The sequence below is a fragment of the Lysinibacillus odysseyi 34hs-1 = NBRC 100172 genome (assembly GCF_001591965.1).
Lineage (GTDB): Bacteria > Bacillota > Bacilli > Bacillales_A > Planococcaceae > Lysinibacillus_B > Lysinibacillus_B odysseyi.
In genome coordinates, this window is sequence record NZ_BCVX01000003.1 from 55,564 (window position 1) to 72,599 (window position 17,036).

Here is a 17,036-nt window from a genome sequence, read left to right on the forward strand (position 1 = left end):
ATGCCCGGTGGCTATAATCGTTATAGCTACCGGGCTCCTATTATTTCGTTAACATACCGCGATGAAGGGCCATTTTTAGCTCTGTAGGCTGATCACACCGGATGGCAATCTTTGTATACTCTTTTTCAAACCCCATTAATAATGAGGCTTTAACGGGCCGCTTCAGCTTAAGAATCATTTGCGGTTTTCCATCTTCGAATTCGCGGGCTATAAAGCTAAGGGTATCCGCTTGCAGCTTTTTCTCCAACTCTTCATGTTCTTCGATGATCATTTCAATATCCTCATAAAGAATTTTTGCCCGCTTAGAAATTCCAAATGAAATATACATGGCATCCTCAGTCAGGTGGATTGGATTTAAACGTACTGCATTCATTTCTGCTAAGAAGAAGAAAACAGAATAAATGTTAAGTACAAGAAGAACAATCGACAGAATCATTGACTTTTCATGGAGCCACCAGTGAAGGCCTAGTGTTTCGAGAACGATTCCATGAATAATCATTAGCATAAAAGCCATATAACTGGTGTTTTTGTGAAGCGAAATTCCTTCTGGCACCTTCTTTTTCCAGGCAAAGACAGCATAATAAAACATAAATAATTCTGAGCAAAGCACTTGAACCAAAGGATTCTTTTTCACATATCGATCAACCGCTGCAGGGAAAGCGAAATTCATTGGAAGCAGACTTTTCTTCACGGAAGACAAAATCCTCGGTAAATATCTTACAAACATAACGATTAACAAAAGTTCGAATGCAATAACAATCACTTCTATTGCAATACCTGCCCAAGTGACTGCCATAAATGGCTTCAGTATGTCATTTGGAATGAGAATTCTCGCTAATATACAACCTGTTGCAGCAGTTAAGATAGCTGTTTTAATGGAAAACTTCCGCTTGGATAGCATAAAAAGAAGAGGCATAACTAAAATCAAATCCAATAATGAGCCAAATACCACACCTTTTGTTTCAGCAGGTAGTACGCTTACTCCCAGCTGTGTATTGTATAGCATAATATTGCTTAGCAGTACCATAATTAACAGGGAAATCCATATCGGTCTCCCTTTTTCAATGACCATCATCGCTTCTCCTCCAACACAATCTGATATAGCTTTTCAACAATTTCTTTGAGCTCCTTCAGGTCTTTAATAGCCAGCTTGCCATATATCTGCTCGTTCATTTCTCGCTCTAGCTGCAGCGCTTTCCTGAAATACGCTTCTCCCTTATCCGCAATAGCTAAAACGGTTTCCCGATGATTCTTATATTGATCTACTCAATATAAGCTTTTTCAATTTTAGTAACCTCACTTACTAATTCAACTACCTTCACTATACCTTGCCTGGATAATTCCTTCCATAATAAAAAAATGCGGCTGGGACAAAATCCTAGCTGCATCATAGCGGGCAAGTATAATTTTTCACTTCATGGTAGCCTTTTGTTTTCTATGGAACCGCTATTCTCCGTTCCGGTCAATGCTTTTTTGGTCATACCTACAGCTAATTTTTTTGCGGAGGCACGAAAAACTGAATATTTCTCTTGTGCTGTTCCCACTGAAGACCCCGCAAATGTAAGAAAGTACGCGCTACAAGGGGTCTTGATATAAAAAATACGAAGGGTGAGTTGCCTCTGACAACTCACCCTTCGATAAGAGGCATGACTTAGTTATGTCCTAACCCCATAATTTAATCATTTTTCATAAATGCAGTAACGGAATGTATAGCCTTCTGGAGCTGATAGCGGTTCCTGACAGCTAACTTGGCGCCATTCTCCGTAGTCAGGAAAATAGGTATCCCCTTGGAATTCGTGGTCGATTTCCGTAATATATAACCGATCAGCTATCGCCATGCTCTCTTTAAAAATCTGCTCTCCGCCGATTATCATTACTTCCTCGACATCTCCGACACTTTTAATTGCCTCTTCCAGGCTTGTCACAGTCTCGATATCATTGGCTCTATATCCTGTATTACGTGTGACAACAATATTTCGTCGTCCCGGCAATGGACGGCCAATCGATTCGAACGTTTTACGTCCCATAATAATTGGCTTGTGCATTGTCACTTCCTTAAAGTACTGCAAATCTCCAGGTAAGTGCCACGGCAGCTTGTTATTTAAGCCGATTACCCGATTTTTATCATGTGCTACAATTAATGAAATCATCAGCAAGCCTCCTCTATACCGTACAGTCGGTATGTCTTTATTCATCCTTTAGGAATTAGTTTGTTATAGTTTTCCAACCATCTACAAACCGGAAACAGTTTTTAAAGCGAAGAGCATCATTCTATTGTATAGACAAATCCCTCTTTGTCTAAACCTTTTCCCATTCGCCATCCTGTCCAATCACTTTTTATTTAGTATTATTTTACCGTTACACCTTTATCGATTTTCAATATTCCCATTCCGTTAAAACGTCCTAAAATGATTTTTGAATACCCCCATTTTATCATGTTCAGCCAGCTATAGAGGAAAAAAAGAAAAGAATCATCATTGGATATACAAATCTGACTTTAATCGAGCAAGATGATAGGTGTTGAACATTTTTGATAAGCTTCCTCTGATAAGCTATTTGTTTACAATAAGGAGCAATCGATATTTTTTCTATTTCCCATGCTTTCTAAGCGCTGCACGTATTTCGTCGAAGTGTCGACAATCATGGTCCAGCAAACCTGCAAAATAATCCATCAGTGTAATTTCTTTCGATTTGAGACTAAGTTGAGAGTTCCAATTTTCATCCGGAATTTTTTTGATCGCCGATACTAATTTTGTACGGGTAGCTACAAAGGAAATGATTAGCTCTTCCTTTGTTTTTATTTTACTTTCCTCACTAGCTAATCTATTTGTCACGTCCACATTAGGACTTGCCGGTAGAATACACTTTTCAAAGAAAAAGGGTAAACGTTTTTCCAATACAAATAGGTCCCAGAAAATGAGATGCCCAATTACCTCGGCAATGGTCCACTTTCCTGGGGCAACAGGCATTCTCCACTGTTCATCGGATACCTCTTTCAGTTCTTTCACCCAATTGATTGTTTGCTCGTACAATTCTACAATATGTCGCTTTTGCTCCATTTCTTCACCTCTTCTCTATTAAGGAGAATTGATAGATGTTTTTATAAAATAGTAAATTAATCTATAAAAACAATATTTCAAAAATTCACGGAATCCGCTAGGTATTTCTGACTCTTTTTTCGAATGATTTAGATTCAATAGGTTTACCTTCCGTCTAAAAGGCAATTATGACACTAAATAAAAGACAAAGGAGGATTCGATAATGCAACATGTGAAAGCTATAGCAATCAAATTTGTCATGATTTTGGCTGTCCTAACGTTTATCCATACGATTATTTTTGATGGCTCATTTACTAGTACACTTATTATTAGTATAGTACTAACTCTAGCAGCCTATTTACTAGGAGACTTGGTTATTTTCCGCAAGGCCGGGAATGATGCCAATCGAAACAATGACCAATATAAACGAAATATTATTGGAACAGGCAGCGACCTCGTCGTAGCATTTCTCATTATCTGGTTATTAGGTGATTTACTTTTTAAAGACGACATAAATATTGTCGGCGCAGCTGTAATTTCCACACTAATCATCGGCTTTGGAGAATGGGTTTTCCATATTTATTTAGATAAAAACGTATTTCCTGAAAAAAGCGAGCATTATTAATCTTACTTATCATGCTCTCTTATAGAAACACTTCCACCTGGGGGCCATATCCTGGGTGGGTTTCTATTAAGAAGAAAATAAAAAAGAGGTGTATACAATGGACCAAAGAACAACACCGTATAATAACCATAAAGAAAACAGCTGGTTAATGACTCAGGACTGGGAAAATGTTTTGTTTTTACATTGGCCTGTTTCTGCGGAAGAGCTTAGAATGCATATCCCTGACGAGCTAGAGCTTGATTTATACAATGACACGGCTTGGATTAGTCTTGTTCTGTTTACGGTAGGGGAGTCGAGACCCCGCCTAATGCCGCCTTTTCCTCCTGCGTGTAATTTCCCTGAACTAAATGTACGGACTTATGTAAAACACGGGAAGAAACCAGGCATTTATTTCTTTAGCCTTGATGCAGACAGTGACTTTGTCGTCTCACTTACTACAATCGGCGATTTTCTTCCTTATCGAAAAGCCGCTGTAGACTACATTGAAAAGGATGGGCGATTTGCCTTTTCCAGCCATAGACTTGAAGAAGATGAAGCGCCAGAATCTTTCACTGTCGGTTTTAAGCCAAACCTCGATAAAATGATAAGAAAACAAGAGATCGATAGATTCCTGACCGATAGATTTACATTTTGGCGAAAACCTAAAAATTCCTTATATCGAATGGATATTACACACCCGGAATGGGATTTATACGCTGTCGAATTTCATATCGAGCATAATACAATGGCACCTTTTATCCAGTTTCCGAAAGATGACAATTATCCGCTTGCACACTATTCAACTTTTATGAAAACAAAATACTTTCCTCCCGTCCCTGTAGTATTAGGCGGCGAAAAGCTAGCTGATTAGATATTCTAAGGAAAACGCACTGCTCCTTCATGCGCTTTCCTTTTTTCACTTATCAGATATCACGTTACTTTTACGGGTTTTTCTACTATTTATAATCCAAACAACCCATAAAAGGAGAATGGTATAGATTGTAAAAACCACCTCAAAAAGTACAGCTTCTTTTGTGAAACTGATCGGCGGGTAGCCGCTGTGATCATTTATATGGTGTTCTTCTGACTTATAGCCTTCCCAAAGGACAGCGGCTGCGCCTAAATAGAACATACTTATTAACAGAACCTTTCCAATGGCTGTAGATCGTTTCCTCGCACTCAGCACCATAAAGAAAACTAATAACCCACTATAAATGCCTAGTGGTATAATAACTTCTGAAATACTCACAGCTTCCCCCTCCTGACAGCAATATCCCCATCTTATCCTAGTCCTAAAATTAATCGTTGCAGTAAAAACTTCTTCTACACTCTCTACCTTCCAATTATATAGATGCATCTTTCCTTCCAAGGTTTCCCTAACTTAACCAATACTTTCTCCTATTATTGCCATACCATTGCATCGCCCTCTTTTCCATTTCAGCGACAAATACCTTCTTAGCAGCACTGTATTCTGCCGTTGTATCAAATTGCTTTGCTAGATTTTTTTTGAAGCTGCTGTAGCTCTCTGCTTCTTCTTGATGAGCAATCAGATAGTCCCGGAGAATAAGGTGCCGGTCAATATGAGGGTTCCCCGCCTGATAACAATGCAGATGATGTGTACGCTCATTCCCTCCCTTACGGAATAAACGTCTGCCATCAATTCCCCATTCGCCCGCTGCTTCATATCCTAGTAAACTTAACTGCTTATTGCTGGCATCAACTTTCTCAATGTCGGCTACTATACAGATAATATCGATAACAGGCTTTGCTATCATTCCGGGTATCGCAGTACTGCCAAAGTGCTCGAATTTGATAACCTCCTCTTCAAAAAGTGTTTTTAGAAGGTGAATTTCCTGCTCATACGCATTCTTCCATAGTGTCTGGTATTCTGACAGCCTTAGTTTCATAACTTCCCTCCATTTTGAAAACATCGTGCTCTAGCTTTTATGCATAAAAAACCCGCACTTTCACTAAATGAATACCTCCTATTTCGAACGAATTTTATATTTACTTAATTTTACATAAGCGAGTATCTTTGTTACAACACTTAAATCTTCAGGCGAGAATATAACTTATTTAAAATGTGAAGCCGATAAAAAGAAAAACTTTAATTATCTAAAGTATCCTATTGAATCCAGGCACTTTGACAAATACTCCTATAGTGGGAAAAGGCTCCACCCCAATCTCCGGGTTAAAGAAAAAACAGAGTAACCTTCTCCTATCCCGAGTCGCTGGAAACGGAAAAAGAAGCGGAGGTAAAGGATGTTTTGATAAAAAAATCCGTTCCTTTTTCTGGATAAGCGATTGCAGCTAATGGCGATGTTGGTGAATGAAAAAGCGCCACAATAGAAAAATGGCTCTCCGGTCTGCAGCCGGGAAGCCATTTTTTAACATCTATTTTTGTTTAAACCGCGATTGGCGCTTTAATGGTTGGATGCGGTTTATATCCTTCAATCGTCAAGTCTTCCAGTTCCATCTCAAATATTGACTGTTTGGCCGGATTAATACGCAGCATCGGCAGCTCTCTCGGCTCACGCGACAGTTGCTCTTTTACTTGTTCAATATGATTTAAGTAAATATGGGCATCTCCTATACTGTGGATAAAATCCCCTGCCTCGAGCCCGCACTCATGAGCGATCAGATGTGTAAGTAAAGCATATGAGGCGATATTAAATGGACATCCAAGCAGTGTATCCAAACTGCGCTGCATTAACTGACAGCTCAGCCTGCCTTCTGCCACATAAAATTGGAACATGACATGGCAAGGTGGTAAAGCGGCTTTACTTCCCTTACCCCCTGCATTAATTACATCTTCCGGGTTCCACGCATTTACGATGATGCGACGCGAATCAGGATTATTTTTGATTTGATCAATCACGTCCTGCAATTGATCAATTGTTTGTCCATCGGAAGTTGTCCAGTTACGCCATTGTTTCCCGTACACGTTACCAAGATCTCCGTACTTCGCTGCAAAATCATCATCATGCAGCACCCGCTCGCAGAAGCTATCCAATTCAGCCTGGTACAGCTTGTTGAATTCCTCATCAACAAGACAGCGGCGGCCGAAATTAGTCATATCCGGACCTTGGTATTCATCCGATTCCACCCATTTCTTAAATGCCCACTCGTCCCATATATGATTATTATTCTCCAATAAATATCGTATATTTGTATCTCCCTTAATAAACCAAAGCAGTTCGCTTGCCACTAATTTAAACGGTACACGCTTTGTAGTAAGCAGCGGAAACCCCTTTGATAAATCAAATCTCATTTGATATCCGAAAATACTAAGCGTACCTGTTCCAGTGCGGTCTTCTTTTTTAATGCCATTTGTCAAGATTTCATCTAGAAGATCTAAATAAGCTCGTTCTGGATGTTTGTCCATTTCGCTAACCACCTCACTATTTTATATCGGTCTCATTATATAACAATGGGGTTGTGAAAGAAATGCTTCTTCCGGTTCTTTCTCAAGACACCAGTTGCCTGTACAATACCATTTTTGCACAAGGAAAAAAGTCTGCCTTACGACAGACTCTCATTGGATATTATTTTATGACCGAATGCATTCCGGCCATTATTTTTTACATTATATAGAGCCTCATCAGCTTGGTCGATACAAACAACAATATCTTCCTTTTGATATATCGACTGTGTATAGGCCCCTATACTAACTGTAATGATGCTATCAACCGGTGAGGACTTATGTTCAATCTGAAGACCGTGTACCTTTTTGATAATTTCCTCGCAAATTCTATTGACCCTGTTATCTCCCTCTAAAATCAAGATTGCAAACTCTTCGCCGCCCCACCGAGCAATAAACACATTATATTTTTCAGCTACGTCACACAGGACGCGGCCTATTTTTCGCAGCGCTTCATCGCCCATCGTATGTCCATATGTATCATTATAAAGTTTAAAATAGTCAATATCGAGGAGAACGGAAGAGAGACAATACGGCTCCTCACATATCTTATTTTCTAGGTATTCTATATAGTTTGTAACAGCTCGGCGATTATACACATTTGTCAATGGATCTAGTGAAGCCTGGATCTCCAGCATACGATTTGCTTCCCGCAGCTGCTTTGACAGTTTACGTGTTATTTCTACTTCATTTTTCAGCTCTGCCTGCATAATGACCGAGCGCTTGAAGGAATGGTAGAATGAGCGTGACAAAAAATAGCCTGCAGGAAACAGGATGAGTAAATACAGCAATTGACTTTGATAAAGATCTGAGTTCCCATTCATGTTATAAAGGCCGTACAAAAGACCAGTCAAAGCTATACCAAGCGGAATGAGGAACTGTTTCTTATTCAGAACAAAAAATGAGCAGCTGACAAGCATGATCAATGTATAGATCATGAGATGATTATATGTCGATTGATCTGAAAGTGAAATCAATACGCCAAAGCTATTTAACGCAAAGATGTACATACCGATCAGCCTATCTAGCTGAAGCAAGTTTTCCCTTTCAACAGCTATGCGTTTTATTTGGGTAAAATAATAGCAGAGGAAATTAAATACAAGCATGAGCAAATAAGACCATACAATAATAGGTAGCTCATTCCCCGCCCCTTTTCCATTTGCCATCCAAAAGAAGCATTCCAGTACTAACAAAAAGGCTACAATGCCAGAAGTAACTTTGCTTACTAGAGTTATCTTTTTCAAGTTATGTTCAACAGCAGCTTTTTTAATATAATACGCCTCATTCCTATATACCATCCGAACATTTCACCACCTAAAATTCCCTGTTATGTATATCAAAAGAACCCTAACTCAGACTAGATACTATATACCACATATTTTTATTATTAAAACGCAAAACAAGAAAATATTCCTATACTTTCATTCTATGCTTCTAATACAATATTATTACCTTTTAACAGGAGGATTATTAACCTGAAAATAATTAAATAGTATGTAACTAGTAAAATCACTTATCTTTTAAAACGGCAATCCTCGTTCTTTCAGCTCACCATTTCGTCCTATAGCAACAAATTTTACAATCTAGGCGATCTCTCCATCCATTACATAAACAATGCATATTATTGTATAGTCATTCCCCTCAAGATAAACTTAAAGACCATTTGGCCATCCAGTTATTCTTAACACGGTGAAAAAATTATATAAAAAACCTGAGAAAATAAAACATAGCAATTATTATCAAAAAAATAATTATACGTTATATTACAATGTGAAAGAGGTGAGCAGCTAATGTATAGTTCAGTGACACAGCAGACAATTTCCTTTATTGAGGGGCAGCTATCAAACGAGCTCCTGCTAGATAATTTTGCTCCAGTTGTGGGCTATTCGAAATTTCATTTGTCACGTATTTTCAAAGCAGAAACCGGCATGACAATCAGCGAATATATCCGCATGCGGCGCTTAGCAATTGCTGCAATGTATTTGCTGTATTCATCAGAGTCAATACTGGAGATTGCCTTTATGCTTCAATTTCAGTCACAGGAGGCCTTTACTCGTTCATTCAAAGAGCTTTACGCCATGCCACCGGGGAGATACCGTAAAATGATGCAGACTTTATATGGAATGGAGGAAGAAGAAATGGAAAAACAAACAGATGTAAGAGGATGGTTTCTAAGCGGATCACACCCGCAAAACTATCATTTTGGTGTGGATGAAAAGATATTTCATTCCGGGACGAAATCAGGCGCACTTTATTCGATAAATAAACCTGGATTAGATAGTTTCGGGACAATGATGCAGAGCTTCCTATCAGATGATTTTAAAGGGAAACGCATTAAATTGTCCTGCTATTTAAAAACCGAACAGGTCGATAAATGTGGTGCCTGGTGCCGGATAGATAATGCAGCGGGGGATACCCTACAGTTCGATAACATGGACAATAGAGCGATTACAGGCACGACCGATTGGAATTATTATTCCATTGTGCTGGACGTACCGCAGGAAAGCACCTCCATTCATTTCGGTGTACTGCTTGCAGGCAGTGGAAAGGTTTGGGCAGACGGTTTTAAATTTGAAGAGGTAGATGAAAAGGTGCCGACTACAAATATGATGACAATTGAACAATTGCCAAAGCAGCCTGTCAATTTAACATTTTCTGATTAATCATTACCTGGCACTGCTTTAATAGACCTATTTGAAAATGGATGCTATTTCCAGGGAAATATCCGAAATCTCCGTTTTTACCAAACACATAAAAAGCATACGACAGCTGGCTGCATGCCTTGATCAAAAAAGAATAATCGTCAGGTAGTTATTCTGTTGAAACGATGATTTCCCCCTTACTCCTCTGTTCCCTCCCCTGACAGATACTCAAAGCTAGTATACATTCTCAAAATAGACGGTTCCTTATAGGAACCGTCCATTTTTTATGTATATTCTCTTCCAAGTTTGTTTACGAAACAGATCACACCTTAAACGGATATACGTTACTGTATAATCCTAGTCTTCCCAGTGTATTGTTTCATCATTAACATCTATATATATAATGATATACAGTTCTCAATATTTATATATTTATTTTATAAATAAAATCTATAGCTATCGCTATATATTCAATTATAAAGAACGATTTCTTTACTATTATTTAAAATGAGTCTATAATATTTTGATAGTCGGTTCTCATTTTATAATGAAGATGACAATTATATAGTAGAGGTGATTGTATGTTAATGGAAGGTAAAGCTGGATTAGTGACAGCTGCAGGCTCAGGGATCGGTCGTCAAAGCGCGATGACATTGGCAGCAAATGGTGCAAAAGTGATGGTCAGCGATATTAATGAAGAAAGCGCAAAAGAGACCGTCCGTCTTATTCAAGAAGCAGGCGGTACGGCAGATTATTTTATCTGCAACGTTGCATCAGAAGAGCAGGTACAAGCTCTTGTCGCTAAAACAGTAGAAGTTTTTGGCAAACTGGATTTTGCCCATAATAATGCAGGTATTGGAGCAGAACAAGGCCCTATCTTAAAAACGAGTTCTGAAGGTTTTGACCGTGTGATGAAAGTGAATGTATACGGTCTTTATTATTCATTGAAAGCTCAAATTGAAGTCATGATGAAACAAGGTACAGGCGGGGCTATTGTAAATACAGCTTCCGGCGCAGGCCTTGAGGGTGTCATGAACATGGTAGCCTACAGCTCCAGTAAATGGGCTGTCAACGGCATGACAAAAAGCGTTGCACTGGAATATGCACGCCATGGAATCCGCATTAATTCCATCTGTCCAGGTATGACGTTAACACCGGCTGTAGAGCATTTCTTCAATGCTGCCGCTGATCAGGCTGAAGTAGTCCGCCAGTCGATTCCAAGCGGTGTAGTACCAACAGCCGAAGACCAGGCAAATGCAGTTCTTTTCCTATGTTCTGATCTATCCAAGCAGATTACAGGGCAAAACTTACCTGTGGACGGTGGTTATACAGCCGGTAAGCTAGGCTGATTTATGTAAAATTACGCTTTTCTTCTCTCCTTTGACGTATAATCAAAGGAGAGTTTTTTATTGGAGGAAGCAATATGAATAAAAGAGAAGCAAATAAAATAGAGAGGAAGGCCAAAATTATTGCCACTGCCAAGATCCTTTTTCTCGAAAGAGGTTTGGCGGATGTACAGATGCAGGAGATTGCAGAGTTATCCGGAATCGGCCTTGCTACATTGTTCCGCTACTTTCCTAATAAAAGTGAGCTTGTGCTGACAGTAGCAAATGAATTTGTTCAAAAGTTAAATGAAGACATTAGGAAAATTGTAAAAAAACAGCTTACAGCATTAGAAAAAATCGAAGCAATACTTGATTACTTCACTATTCATACAGCTGATGAAAAAATGAAGCTTTTGCGTTTCCAGGAATCTTTCGAGCTTTTTTCTTCCCCGCAGGAAGTCATCACTTTTAATGAAGATTATATAAAAACACACGAAGAATTCGTCGCTTTGCTGCTGGAAATCATCGAGCAGGGAAAAGAGGATGGAACAATCCGACAGGATATTAATACCGATGTCTATATTATGACAGTTATCCATAGTTTCAGCTTATTCAGTATGAAGCTATCGCTGCCCCCTACCCGTTCGTTCATCCCTGTTCTGAATGACCCGCAGGAACAGCAGCAGGCATTGAAAACGATGCTCCTTGGTGCGATTCGTGCATAGTTAAAGAAATTTAATGCTTTTGTCTTAAAATGGACATGGCCAAAGAGCTGCTTGGAAATCTGCTTCATCTGTTAATGATTATTAGGAAAAAATCGTTTTACCAAATACAGGAGAATTATCTATGCAATCAAAAAGGGAAATAAAAAGAGTGGAAAGCCAGAAGAAAATAATAGATGCAGCTGTCCGTTTATTTAGTAAACACTCCTTTGCAGCGATTAGTATGCGTGATATCGCCAAGGAGGCAGGCATTTCAGCCGCTTTAATTTACAAATATTTTGATGATCAGCAGCATCTTTACTTCGAAGCAATGAAGATGGAAAGTAAAAAATTGATTAAGGAAATGGAGGGGCATGATAAGCTGAAAGATTTGGTGTATTGCTATATTCATTACATGTTTACTGAAGAAGTTCTGTACCAAATGATGGCCTATTATATGCTTGAGATCAATCGGCCGCAGGAGTCTTTACCAGTCGTCCCTGAAATCACCCGTCTCATGGAGTTGTTTGAGCAAGGTTTAAACGAAAAATCCAAAGAGGAAGCCAGGCTGGAGGCACAGCTTCTTTTTTCTACATTGAACGGACTTCTCATTACGTATAAAAATCTGCCGACCCTCTCACAAGAGCATTCACTGAAGCATGTTCATATGCTGGCAGACCGCTACCTAAAACACATAAAAAAAGATTGTTGATCTACTCTGTAAAATTAAAGACAAGTGAGTGTATTATAAATCAGTATTATCAATAGGCTGTCATGAATATCGTACAGCGCAATAAATAATTAGTACATTACTATATGATATGCTCCCCATTAGGTAGACAGATTAAAAAATAAAATCTGTTTATCGAATGGAGAGTTTTACATACCTAAAATTTTTTCACTAGATGAAAAAAATTTCAGCACTACATGTTACACTCTTGGGATAATATGTAAGGTGTTTTTTGGTAAATGGGGCAACACTCAAAGCTAGGTGTGCACTTTATCAATTAAGAGGAATAAAGGCATTTATTCGCCCTATGAAAAATAAGATATGCTAATCTAGACGGGAAACTCAAGTCGTTAATTTCTTACTCTTGGATAAATGAATAAATATCTTCCTCCGTAAGATTTAATAAATTCATCTTCATAGTTTTGTAATGTGCAGAGGAAATCTTTAATACCTCGTTAAGGGAAATACTAATTAAATAGAAATCACCGTCTTCCACAGCCAAGAAATCACCATCAGATAACTCTCTTACGTGTAACATTCTACGTTCCTCTACGTTAACTTCAAATACTTCACTCTCATTAAAGCTTTGCATTCCAAAAGATAACAATTCCCTTTTCACGGCTCCATCCATAGTCCTTTCTTTCACTTTCATAAAGCCAATATTGATTTTATTGAGATCTAAATCAGATAGGATGAATTCATCATCAGAGGAAACACCGGCAATTACTCCATAGCTAAAAAAAATCGCAAGTTGGACATCTTTACTTATTTTTCCATTAAATATTTTTATACCAGTGATAGAGTAATCTTTCTCACCCTTTTTTTCGTATTTCTTTATAACTTCCCTTTGATATGAAAAACCAAAATGATTACCTACATATCCAGTTACGGGAAAAACATCTCGCAAAATCCCTTCCTTTATTTGCTTCAAATAAATCGAATATTCACTTGGTAGTTTTTCTAAAACTGCTATCAGCATTTTATTAAAATTACCAATTTCAATGCAATTTTTTTTACGAAAAAAACTAAACAACTTCCTCACTCCCAAGCAGTTATTTTTGATACTTATTTTAACTTATTAACACGTCTAAAGAAACATAGCTAAACTGAATTACCACAATAATATATGGTTGTAAGGAGCGATTAGTTGCTGTAGTAAATATGGGGATTTGAAATATAAAAAGAGGATAGATAGAGTGAATCTCTTCAAGCTCTTCTACCCTTCAATTTCCAATACATATAGTGTATGACATTATATAAGAATTCACTATTTAAAATAATTCCAACTCATATATTGACTTTTAACATAAAACATTTTTGTAAATATTTACTACTTAGCTAGTGAGAACTGAAACGTCCTTTAATGTGCTTTTTAGTATTTTTCCAACTGCATTTCGCGGCAGCTGATCGACAAAGACAACCTCTTTCACCGCTTTGTAAGAAGCAAGCTTTTCTTTGCAGAAATGAATCACTTCTTCTTCAGTTACTTCAGCTTCCGGCGCTTTCACGATAAATGCCCGGGGTACTTCCCCCCATTTTTCGTTTGGTACACCTACTACAGCTACTTCGGCAACGGAAGGATGCTGTCCAAGTACTAATTCAAGTTCAGCGGAATAAATATTCTCCCCGCCGCTAATGATTAAATCTTTAATCCGGTCTACTACATAAAGAAACCCTTGTTCATCAATATATCCGAGGTCTCCTGTATAAAACCGGCCATTTTGAACGGCTGCTTCATAAGCTTCAGCATTTTTGTAATACCCCACAAATACTTGCGGCCCGCCAAGGACTATCTCCCCTACACACCCTATACCAATAGGCTCCTTCGTTTCTATATCTACAACGTTAAGCATTCCCTGCATGACCGGCTTACCCATAGAGTCATATTTTTCTACATGCTGTGATTCTTTCCAAAATGTCACCGCCCCTGAATATTCGGTGATCCCATAAACCTGTTGTACCGGGATTCCTAATTTTCTAAAGCCTAATATTAACGGGGCCGGCACTGCTGAAGCACCACAAGTAATGTTACGGATAGATGAGATGTCGGGCTTTACTATCGGGTATGTCTTCAACAAGAAGGCAAGCATCGCAGGTACAGTCATCATAGTTGTAATTCGTTCTTTTTCGATGATCTTCCAAGCAGCTATCGGATCAAAATCCTCCATAAAGACCATTGTAGCACCTGTATGGACATTAGTGATGAGAGGAGCAAATCCGCCGATATGGAAAAAAGGTGCTACCATCAGAAATGTATCCTGTTCCCACCAATCGATCGTATGGGACAAACCGACAGATGCCGCCTGCAAGTTATAATGTGATAACAATGCTCCTTTTGGCCTGCCTGTCGTACCTGATGTGTACATCATCAATACCGGATCATCTCCGATACTTTCATAAACAGGCTCGGCTGCATCTTTTACGTAAATCTCCTCAAGAGATGGCGTTCCTTGTCTTGTTAGGACATGCTCAATGTTGACAAGCTGGATCAGTTCCTGAACTACACTTGAAAACACTTCATCGAAAATGAGCAGCTTTGCATCGCTATGCTCCACAATATATTGAAGCTCTGCTACCTGTAAGCGCCAATTTACCATAACCGTTATGACCCCAAGTTTAGCAGCTCCAAAAAATGCCGCCACAACATCTTCATTATTTTTGCAAAGGAGCGCTATTTTATCTCCCTTCCGGATTCCTTTATCCGTTAGAAATTCAGCAAATGCATTTGCCCGGTTGTTCATTTCCCTAAAAGATATTGAACGGTCTCCATGTACAAACCCTATCTTATCCCCCATCATTTGAGCCCGGCTCGCTAATAACCCCCCAATATTCATTCCCATCATTCATACACCCCTTATTTTTAGAATCGGTCGTACACTCCATCCGGCAAAATAGAATAGCCTTCAAACGGGGTAAGCAATGCTTCCTGATAGGAAGTAAATAGCTCCTCCCATAAAATCTCCCACTGTCTTGCTGCTTTTTTATTCATTTCATTTGGTACAGAAACTAGCCCATCCTTAAGAAGGATTTTTACTTTATTTGCATAACTCTCTACTTCCATATCTGTTAAGTGAGGAAACATTTCAGCTAAAATGCTTGCTAGCGGCAATTCATTCTGTGCTTTTATCAAATCCCTGTATATTTGGGAAAGCAAAACATTACGAGGCCCTTCCCAGAGCTCATTCACCATGCTATCCCTGAATAATCGCGGAATAGAGGAAAACTCCTCTATCGCCCCGTGCCCCCCGAAAATAGAAATGGCTAAACGAAGCTTCTCTACTGCCTCTTTTGCCGAAAAGATTTTCTGCAGTAAAATAAGTTCACGCAAAGCCAGTTTTTCAAGCGGGGTTGAGTGTTCCTGTTCGGTAAAACGTTTGTAAATTTTGTAGGAAGTAGCCGCCATACGCTTTGCTGCCTCCTCCAGGTCATCTAGCTGGGCCGCTGCCATTGGAAATCCGTCAATCGTCCGGTCAAATACTTGACGAAAACGTGCATAAAGCTTTGCCTCTCTTGCTGCACGCATCAAAAATGCCGCACTGGCAAACCCAATGTCAAGACGTGAACGTGTCAAAACGATACTGACAGCCAGCGCCACTCCCCTGTCTTCGTCCCCAATTCTGTATGCCACTGCCCCGTCATAGTCAATTTCCCCAGAAGGCAATTCACATGTACCGAGTTTCCATTTGAGACGGTTAATGCGGAAATCGTTTCTGATTTCTTTTTCCTTATTGCCCGGCAGCCACGACGGAACGATAAATACCGCTACATTAGATGTATTCTCTACACGTGCCGTCACAACCGAATAGTCGGCATGTACAGCAGAACAGAAGAATTTATTGCCAAATAATTTATAATGGTTCCCACTTGGGACTGCTTTTAGAACATTCGCCGGAATATTGGAGCCTCCCTGAATCTCCGACATAAACTGTGCCCCTACCGCAAATTCACCATTGATTCCTTCCGTTGCATGACGATAAATTCTTTTCACTTCTTCTGGCACCTCTTCATAATGCGCTTCAATTAGTGCAATCAGTCCATCCGTACATGCTAACGGACAAGTAATGCCCGCTTCACCGTTCCCATGCAGAAAATAACGTTTTACAATTCCTTCAAACATAAGCTGTTTCTCAGAGAACAATGCCTCGCCAAACACTTCTTCAGTCAGTTGTACAGCTTCAAGTGGTCGAATGATTCTATCAATCCGTTGATTATAAGCATCATAATGACGCAATTTCGGATGATTTTCAGGACGGGCAATTTCCGCACTCCACTTTCTCCATTTTGTAGAAAGTTTTTCGGTAAACGGCGCTAATCTTTCCTGAAGTGCCTGCCATTCATCTCCAATCGTTGCCTTTAATACCTCCTGCAAAAAAGGGTTATCCAAATCATTCAGCCCGTCGCGGACCTCTAAAAATTCCCCAAATGAGTAGTCTTTGATTTCTGCTTTAAGCACAGGTCACACCTCCTATTAGAGAAAATAGTAGCATTTAAGAGTAAAAAAGTAAACAGTGTTCACCTTTTATATTTTCCTTATTTTATCAAAAAAATCTTCCTTTCAAAGTCCTTCGAACGAAA

The 17,036-nt window shown here is 39.1% G+C and carries 16 protein-coding genes; 6 read left to right on the plus strand and 10 right to left on the minus strand.

Going from position 1 to position 17,036, the window contains the following annotated elements:
* Positions 1–40: 40 nt before the first annotated feature.
* The 3 genes from BOD01S_RS05415 to BOD01S_RS05425 all read right to left on the minus strand — a co-directional run bounded on the left by BOD01S_RS05415 (position 41) and on the right by BOD01S_RS05425 (position 3,059).
* A complete protein-coding gene (locus tag BOD01S_RS05415) occupies positions 41–1,075 on the minus strand; it encodes a hypothetical protein (RefSeq protein ID WP_036158708.1) in 1,035 nt (344 codons plus the stop codon).
* A gap of 604 nt (positions 1,076–1,679) precedes the next feature.
* Positions 1,680–2,150, minus strand: coding sequence for a type 3 dihydrofolate reductase (gene folA, locus BOD01S_RS05420; protein ID WP_036158706.1), 471 nt, complete (start codon positions 2,148–2,150; stop codon positions 1,680–1,682).
* Positions 2,151–2,588: 438 nt separating this feature from the next.
* Entirely contained in the window at positions 2,589–3,059 is a 471-nt protein-coding gene (locus BOD01S_RS05425; RefSeq protein WP_036158698.1) for a DinB family protein, read from the minus strand.
* 202 nt (positions 3,060–3,261) lie between these two features.
* On the opposite strand from BOD01S_RS05425, the gene BOD01S_RS05430 reads away from it, so the two are divergent.
* Together BOD01S_RS05430 and BOD01S_RS05435 are read left to right on the plus strand one after the other, a co-directional pair.
* Positions 3,262–3,663, plus strand: coding sequence for a DUF2512 family protein (locus BOD01S_RS05430; RefSeq protein ID WP_036158693.1), 402 nt, complete (start codon positions 3,262–3,264; stop codon positions 3,661–3,663).
* A 97-nt stretch (positions 3,664–3,760) separates the two neighbouring features.
* On the plus strand, positions 3,761–4,513 hold the full coding sequence (locus BOD01S_RS05435; RefSeq protein WP_052124993.1) for a YqjF family protein: 753 nt from the start codon (positions 3,761–3,763) through the stop codon (positions 4,511–4,513).
* A gap of 45 nt (positions 4,514–4,558) precedes the next feature.
* On the opposite strand, the gene BOD01S_RS05440 is transcribed toward BOD01S_RS05435, so the two are convergent.
* From BOD01S_RS05440 to BOD01S_RS05455, 4 genes are all read right to left on the minus strand, one after another.
* The gene (locus tag BOD01S_RS05440) at positions 4,559–4,891 is read right to left on the minus strand and encodes a peptide ABC transporter permease (RefSeq protein WP_143815022.1); all 333 of its coding nucleotides are present in this window, start codon (positions 4,889–4,891) and stop codon (positions 4,559–4,561) included.
* 127 nt (positions 4,892–5,018) lie between these two features.
* Positions 5,019–5,549, minus strand: coding sequence for a GrpB family protein (locus BOD01S_RS05445; RefSeq protein WP_036158691.1), 531 nt, complete (start codon positions 5,547–5,549; stop codon positions 5,019–5,021).
* Between the two features lie 497 nt (positions 5,550–6,046).
* A complete protein-coding gene (locus BOD01S_RS05450) occupies positions 6,047–7,027 on the minus strand; it encodes a thymidylate synthase (protein WP_036158690.1) in 981 nt (326 codons plus the stop codon).
* A gap of 137 nt (positions 7,028–7,164) precedes the next feature.
* On the minus strand, positions 7,165–8,361 hold the full coding sequence (locus BOD01S_RS05455) for a diguanylate cyclase (RefSeq protein WP_036158687.1): 1,197 nt from the start codon (positions 8,359–8,361) through the stop codon (positions 7,165–7,167).
* A gap of 492 nt (positions 8,362–8,853) precedes the next feature.
* Here BOD01S_RS05455 and BOD01S_RS05460 point away from each other — a divergent pair, with 492 nt between their 5' ends.
* From BOD01S_RS05460 to BOD01S_RS05475, 4 genes are all read left to right on the plus strand, one after another.
* A complete protein-coding gene (locus BOD01S_RS05460; protein WP_036158684.1) occupies positions 8,854–9,726 on the plus strand; it encodes a helix-turn-helix transcriptional regulator in 873 nt (290 codons plus the stop codon).
* Between the two features lie 560 nt (positions 9,727–10,286).
* The gene (locus BOD01S_RS05465; protein WP_036158681.1) at positions 10,287–11,054 is read left to right on the plus strand and encodes an SDR family NAD(P)-dependent oxidoreductase; all 768 of its coding nucleotides are present in this window, start codon (positions 10,287–10,289) and stop codon (positions 11,052–11,054) included.
* A 74-nt stretch (positions 11,055–11,128) separates the two neighbouring features.
* The gene (locus BOD01S_RS05470) at positions 11,129–11,755 is read left to right on the plus strand and encodes a TetR/AcrR family transcriptional regulator (RefSeq protein WP_036158680.1); all 627 of its coding nucleotides are present in this window, start codon (positions 11,129–11,131) and stop codon (positions 11,753–11,755) included.
* Between the two features lie 121 nt (positions 11,756–11,876).
* Positions 11,877–12,443 (plus strand): TetR/AcrR family transcriptional regulator, encoded by a 567-nt coding sequence (locus tag BOD01S_RS05475; protein ID WP_052124991.1) that lies wholly within the window; start codon positions 11,877–11,879, stop codon positions 12,441–12,443.
* Between the two features lie 376 nt (positions 12,444–12,819).
* On the opposite strand, the gene BOD01S_RS05480 is transcribed toward BOD01S_RS05475, so the two are convergent.
* The 3 genes from BOD01S_RS05480 to BOD01S_RS05490 form a co-directional block, all read right to left on the minus strand.
* Positions 12,820–13,494 carry a hypothetical protein gene (locus BOD01S_RS05480; protein WP_036158678.1) on the minus strand — a complete coding sequence of 225 codons (675 nt, stop codon included), beginning with the start codon at positions 13,492–13,494 and terminating at the stop codon, positions 12,820–12,822.
* A gap of 301 nt (positions 13,495–13,795) precedes the next feature.
* Complete coding sequence (locus tag BOD01S_RS05485) at positions 13,796–15,304, minus strand: class I adenylate-forming enzyme family protein (protein ID WP_233153047.1); 1,509 nt, start codon at positions 15,302–15,304, stop codon at positions 13,796–13,798.
* A 17-nt stretch (positions 15,305–15,321) separates the two neighbouring features.
* Positions 15,322–16,914, minus strand: coding sequence for an acyl-CoA dehydrogenase family protein (locus BOD01S_RS05490; protein ID WP_052124990.1), 1,593 nt, complete (start codon positions 16,912–16,914; stop codon positions 15,322–15,324).
* Positions 16,915–17,036 lie beyond the last annotated feature (122 nt).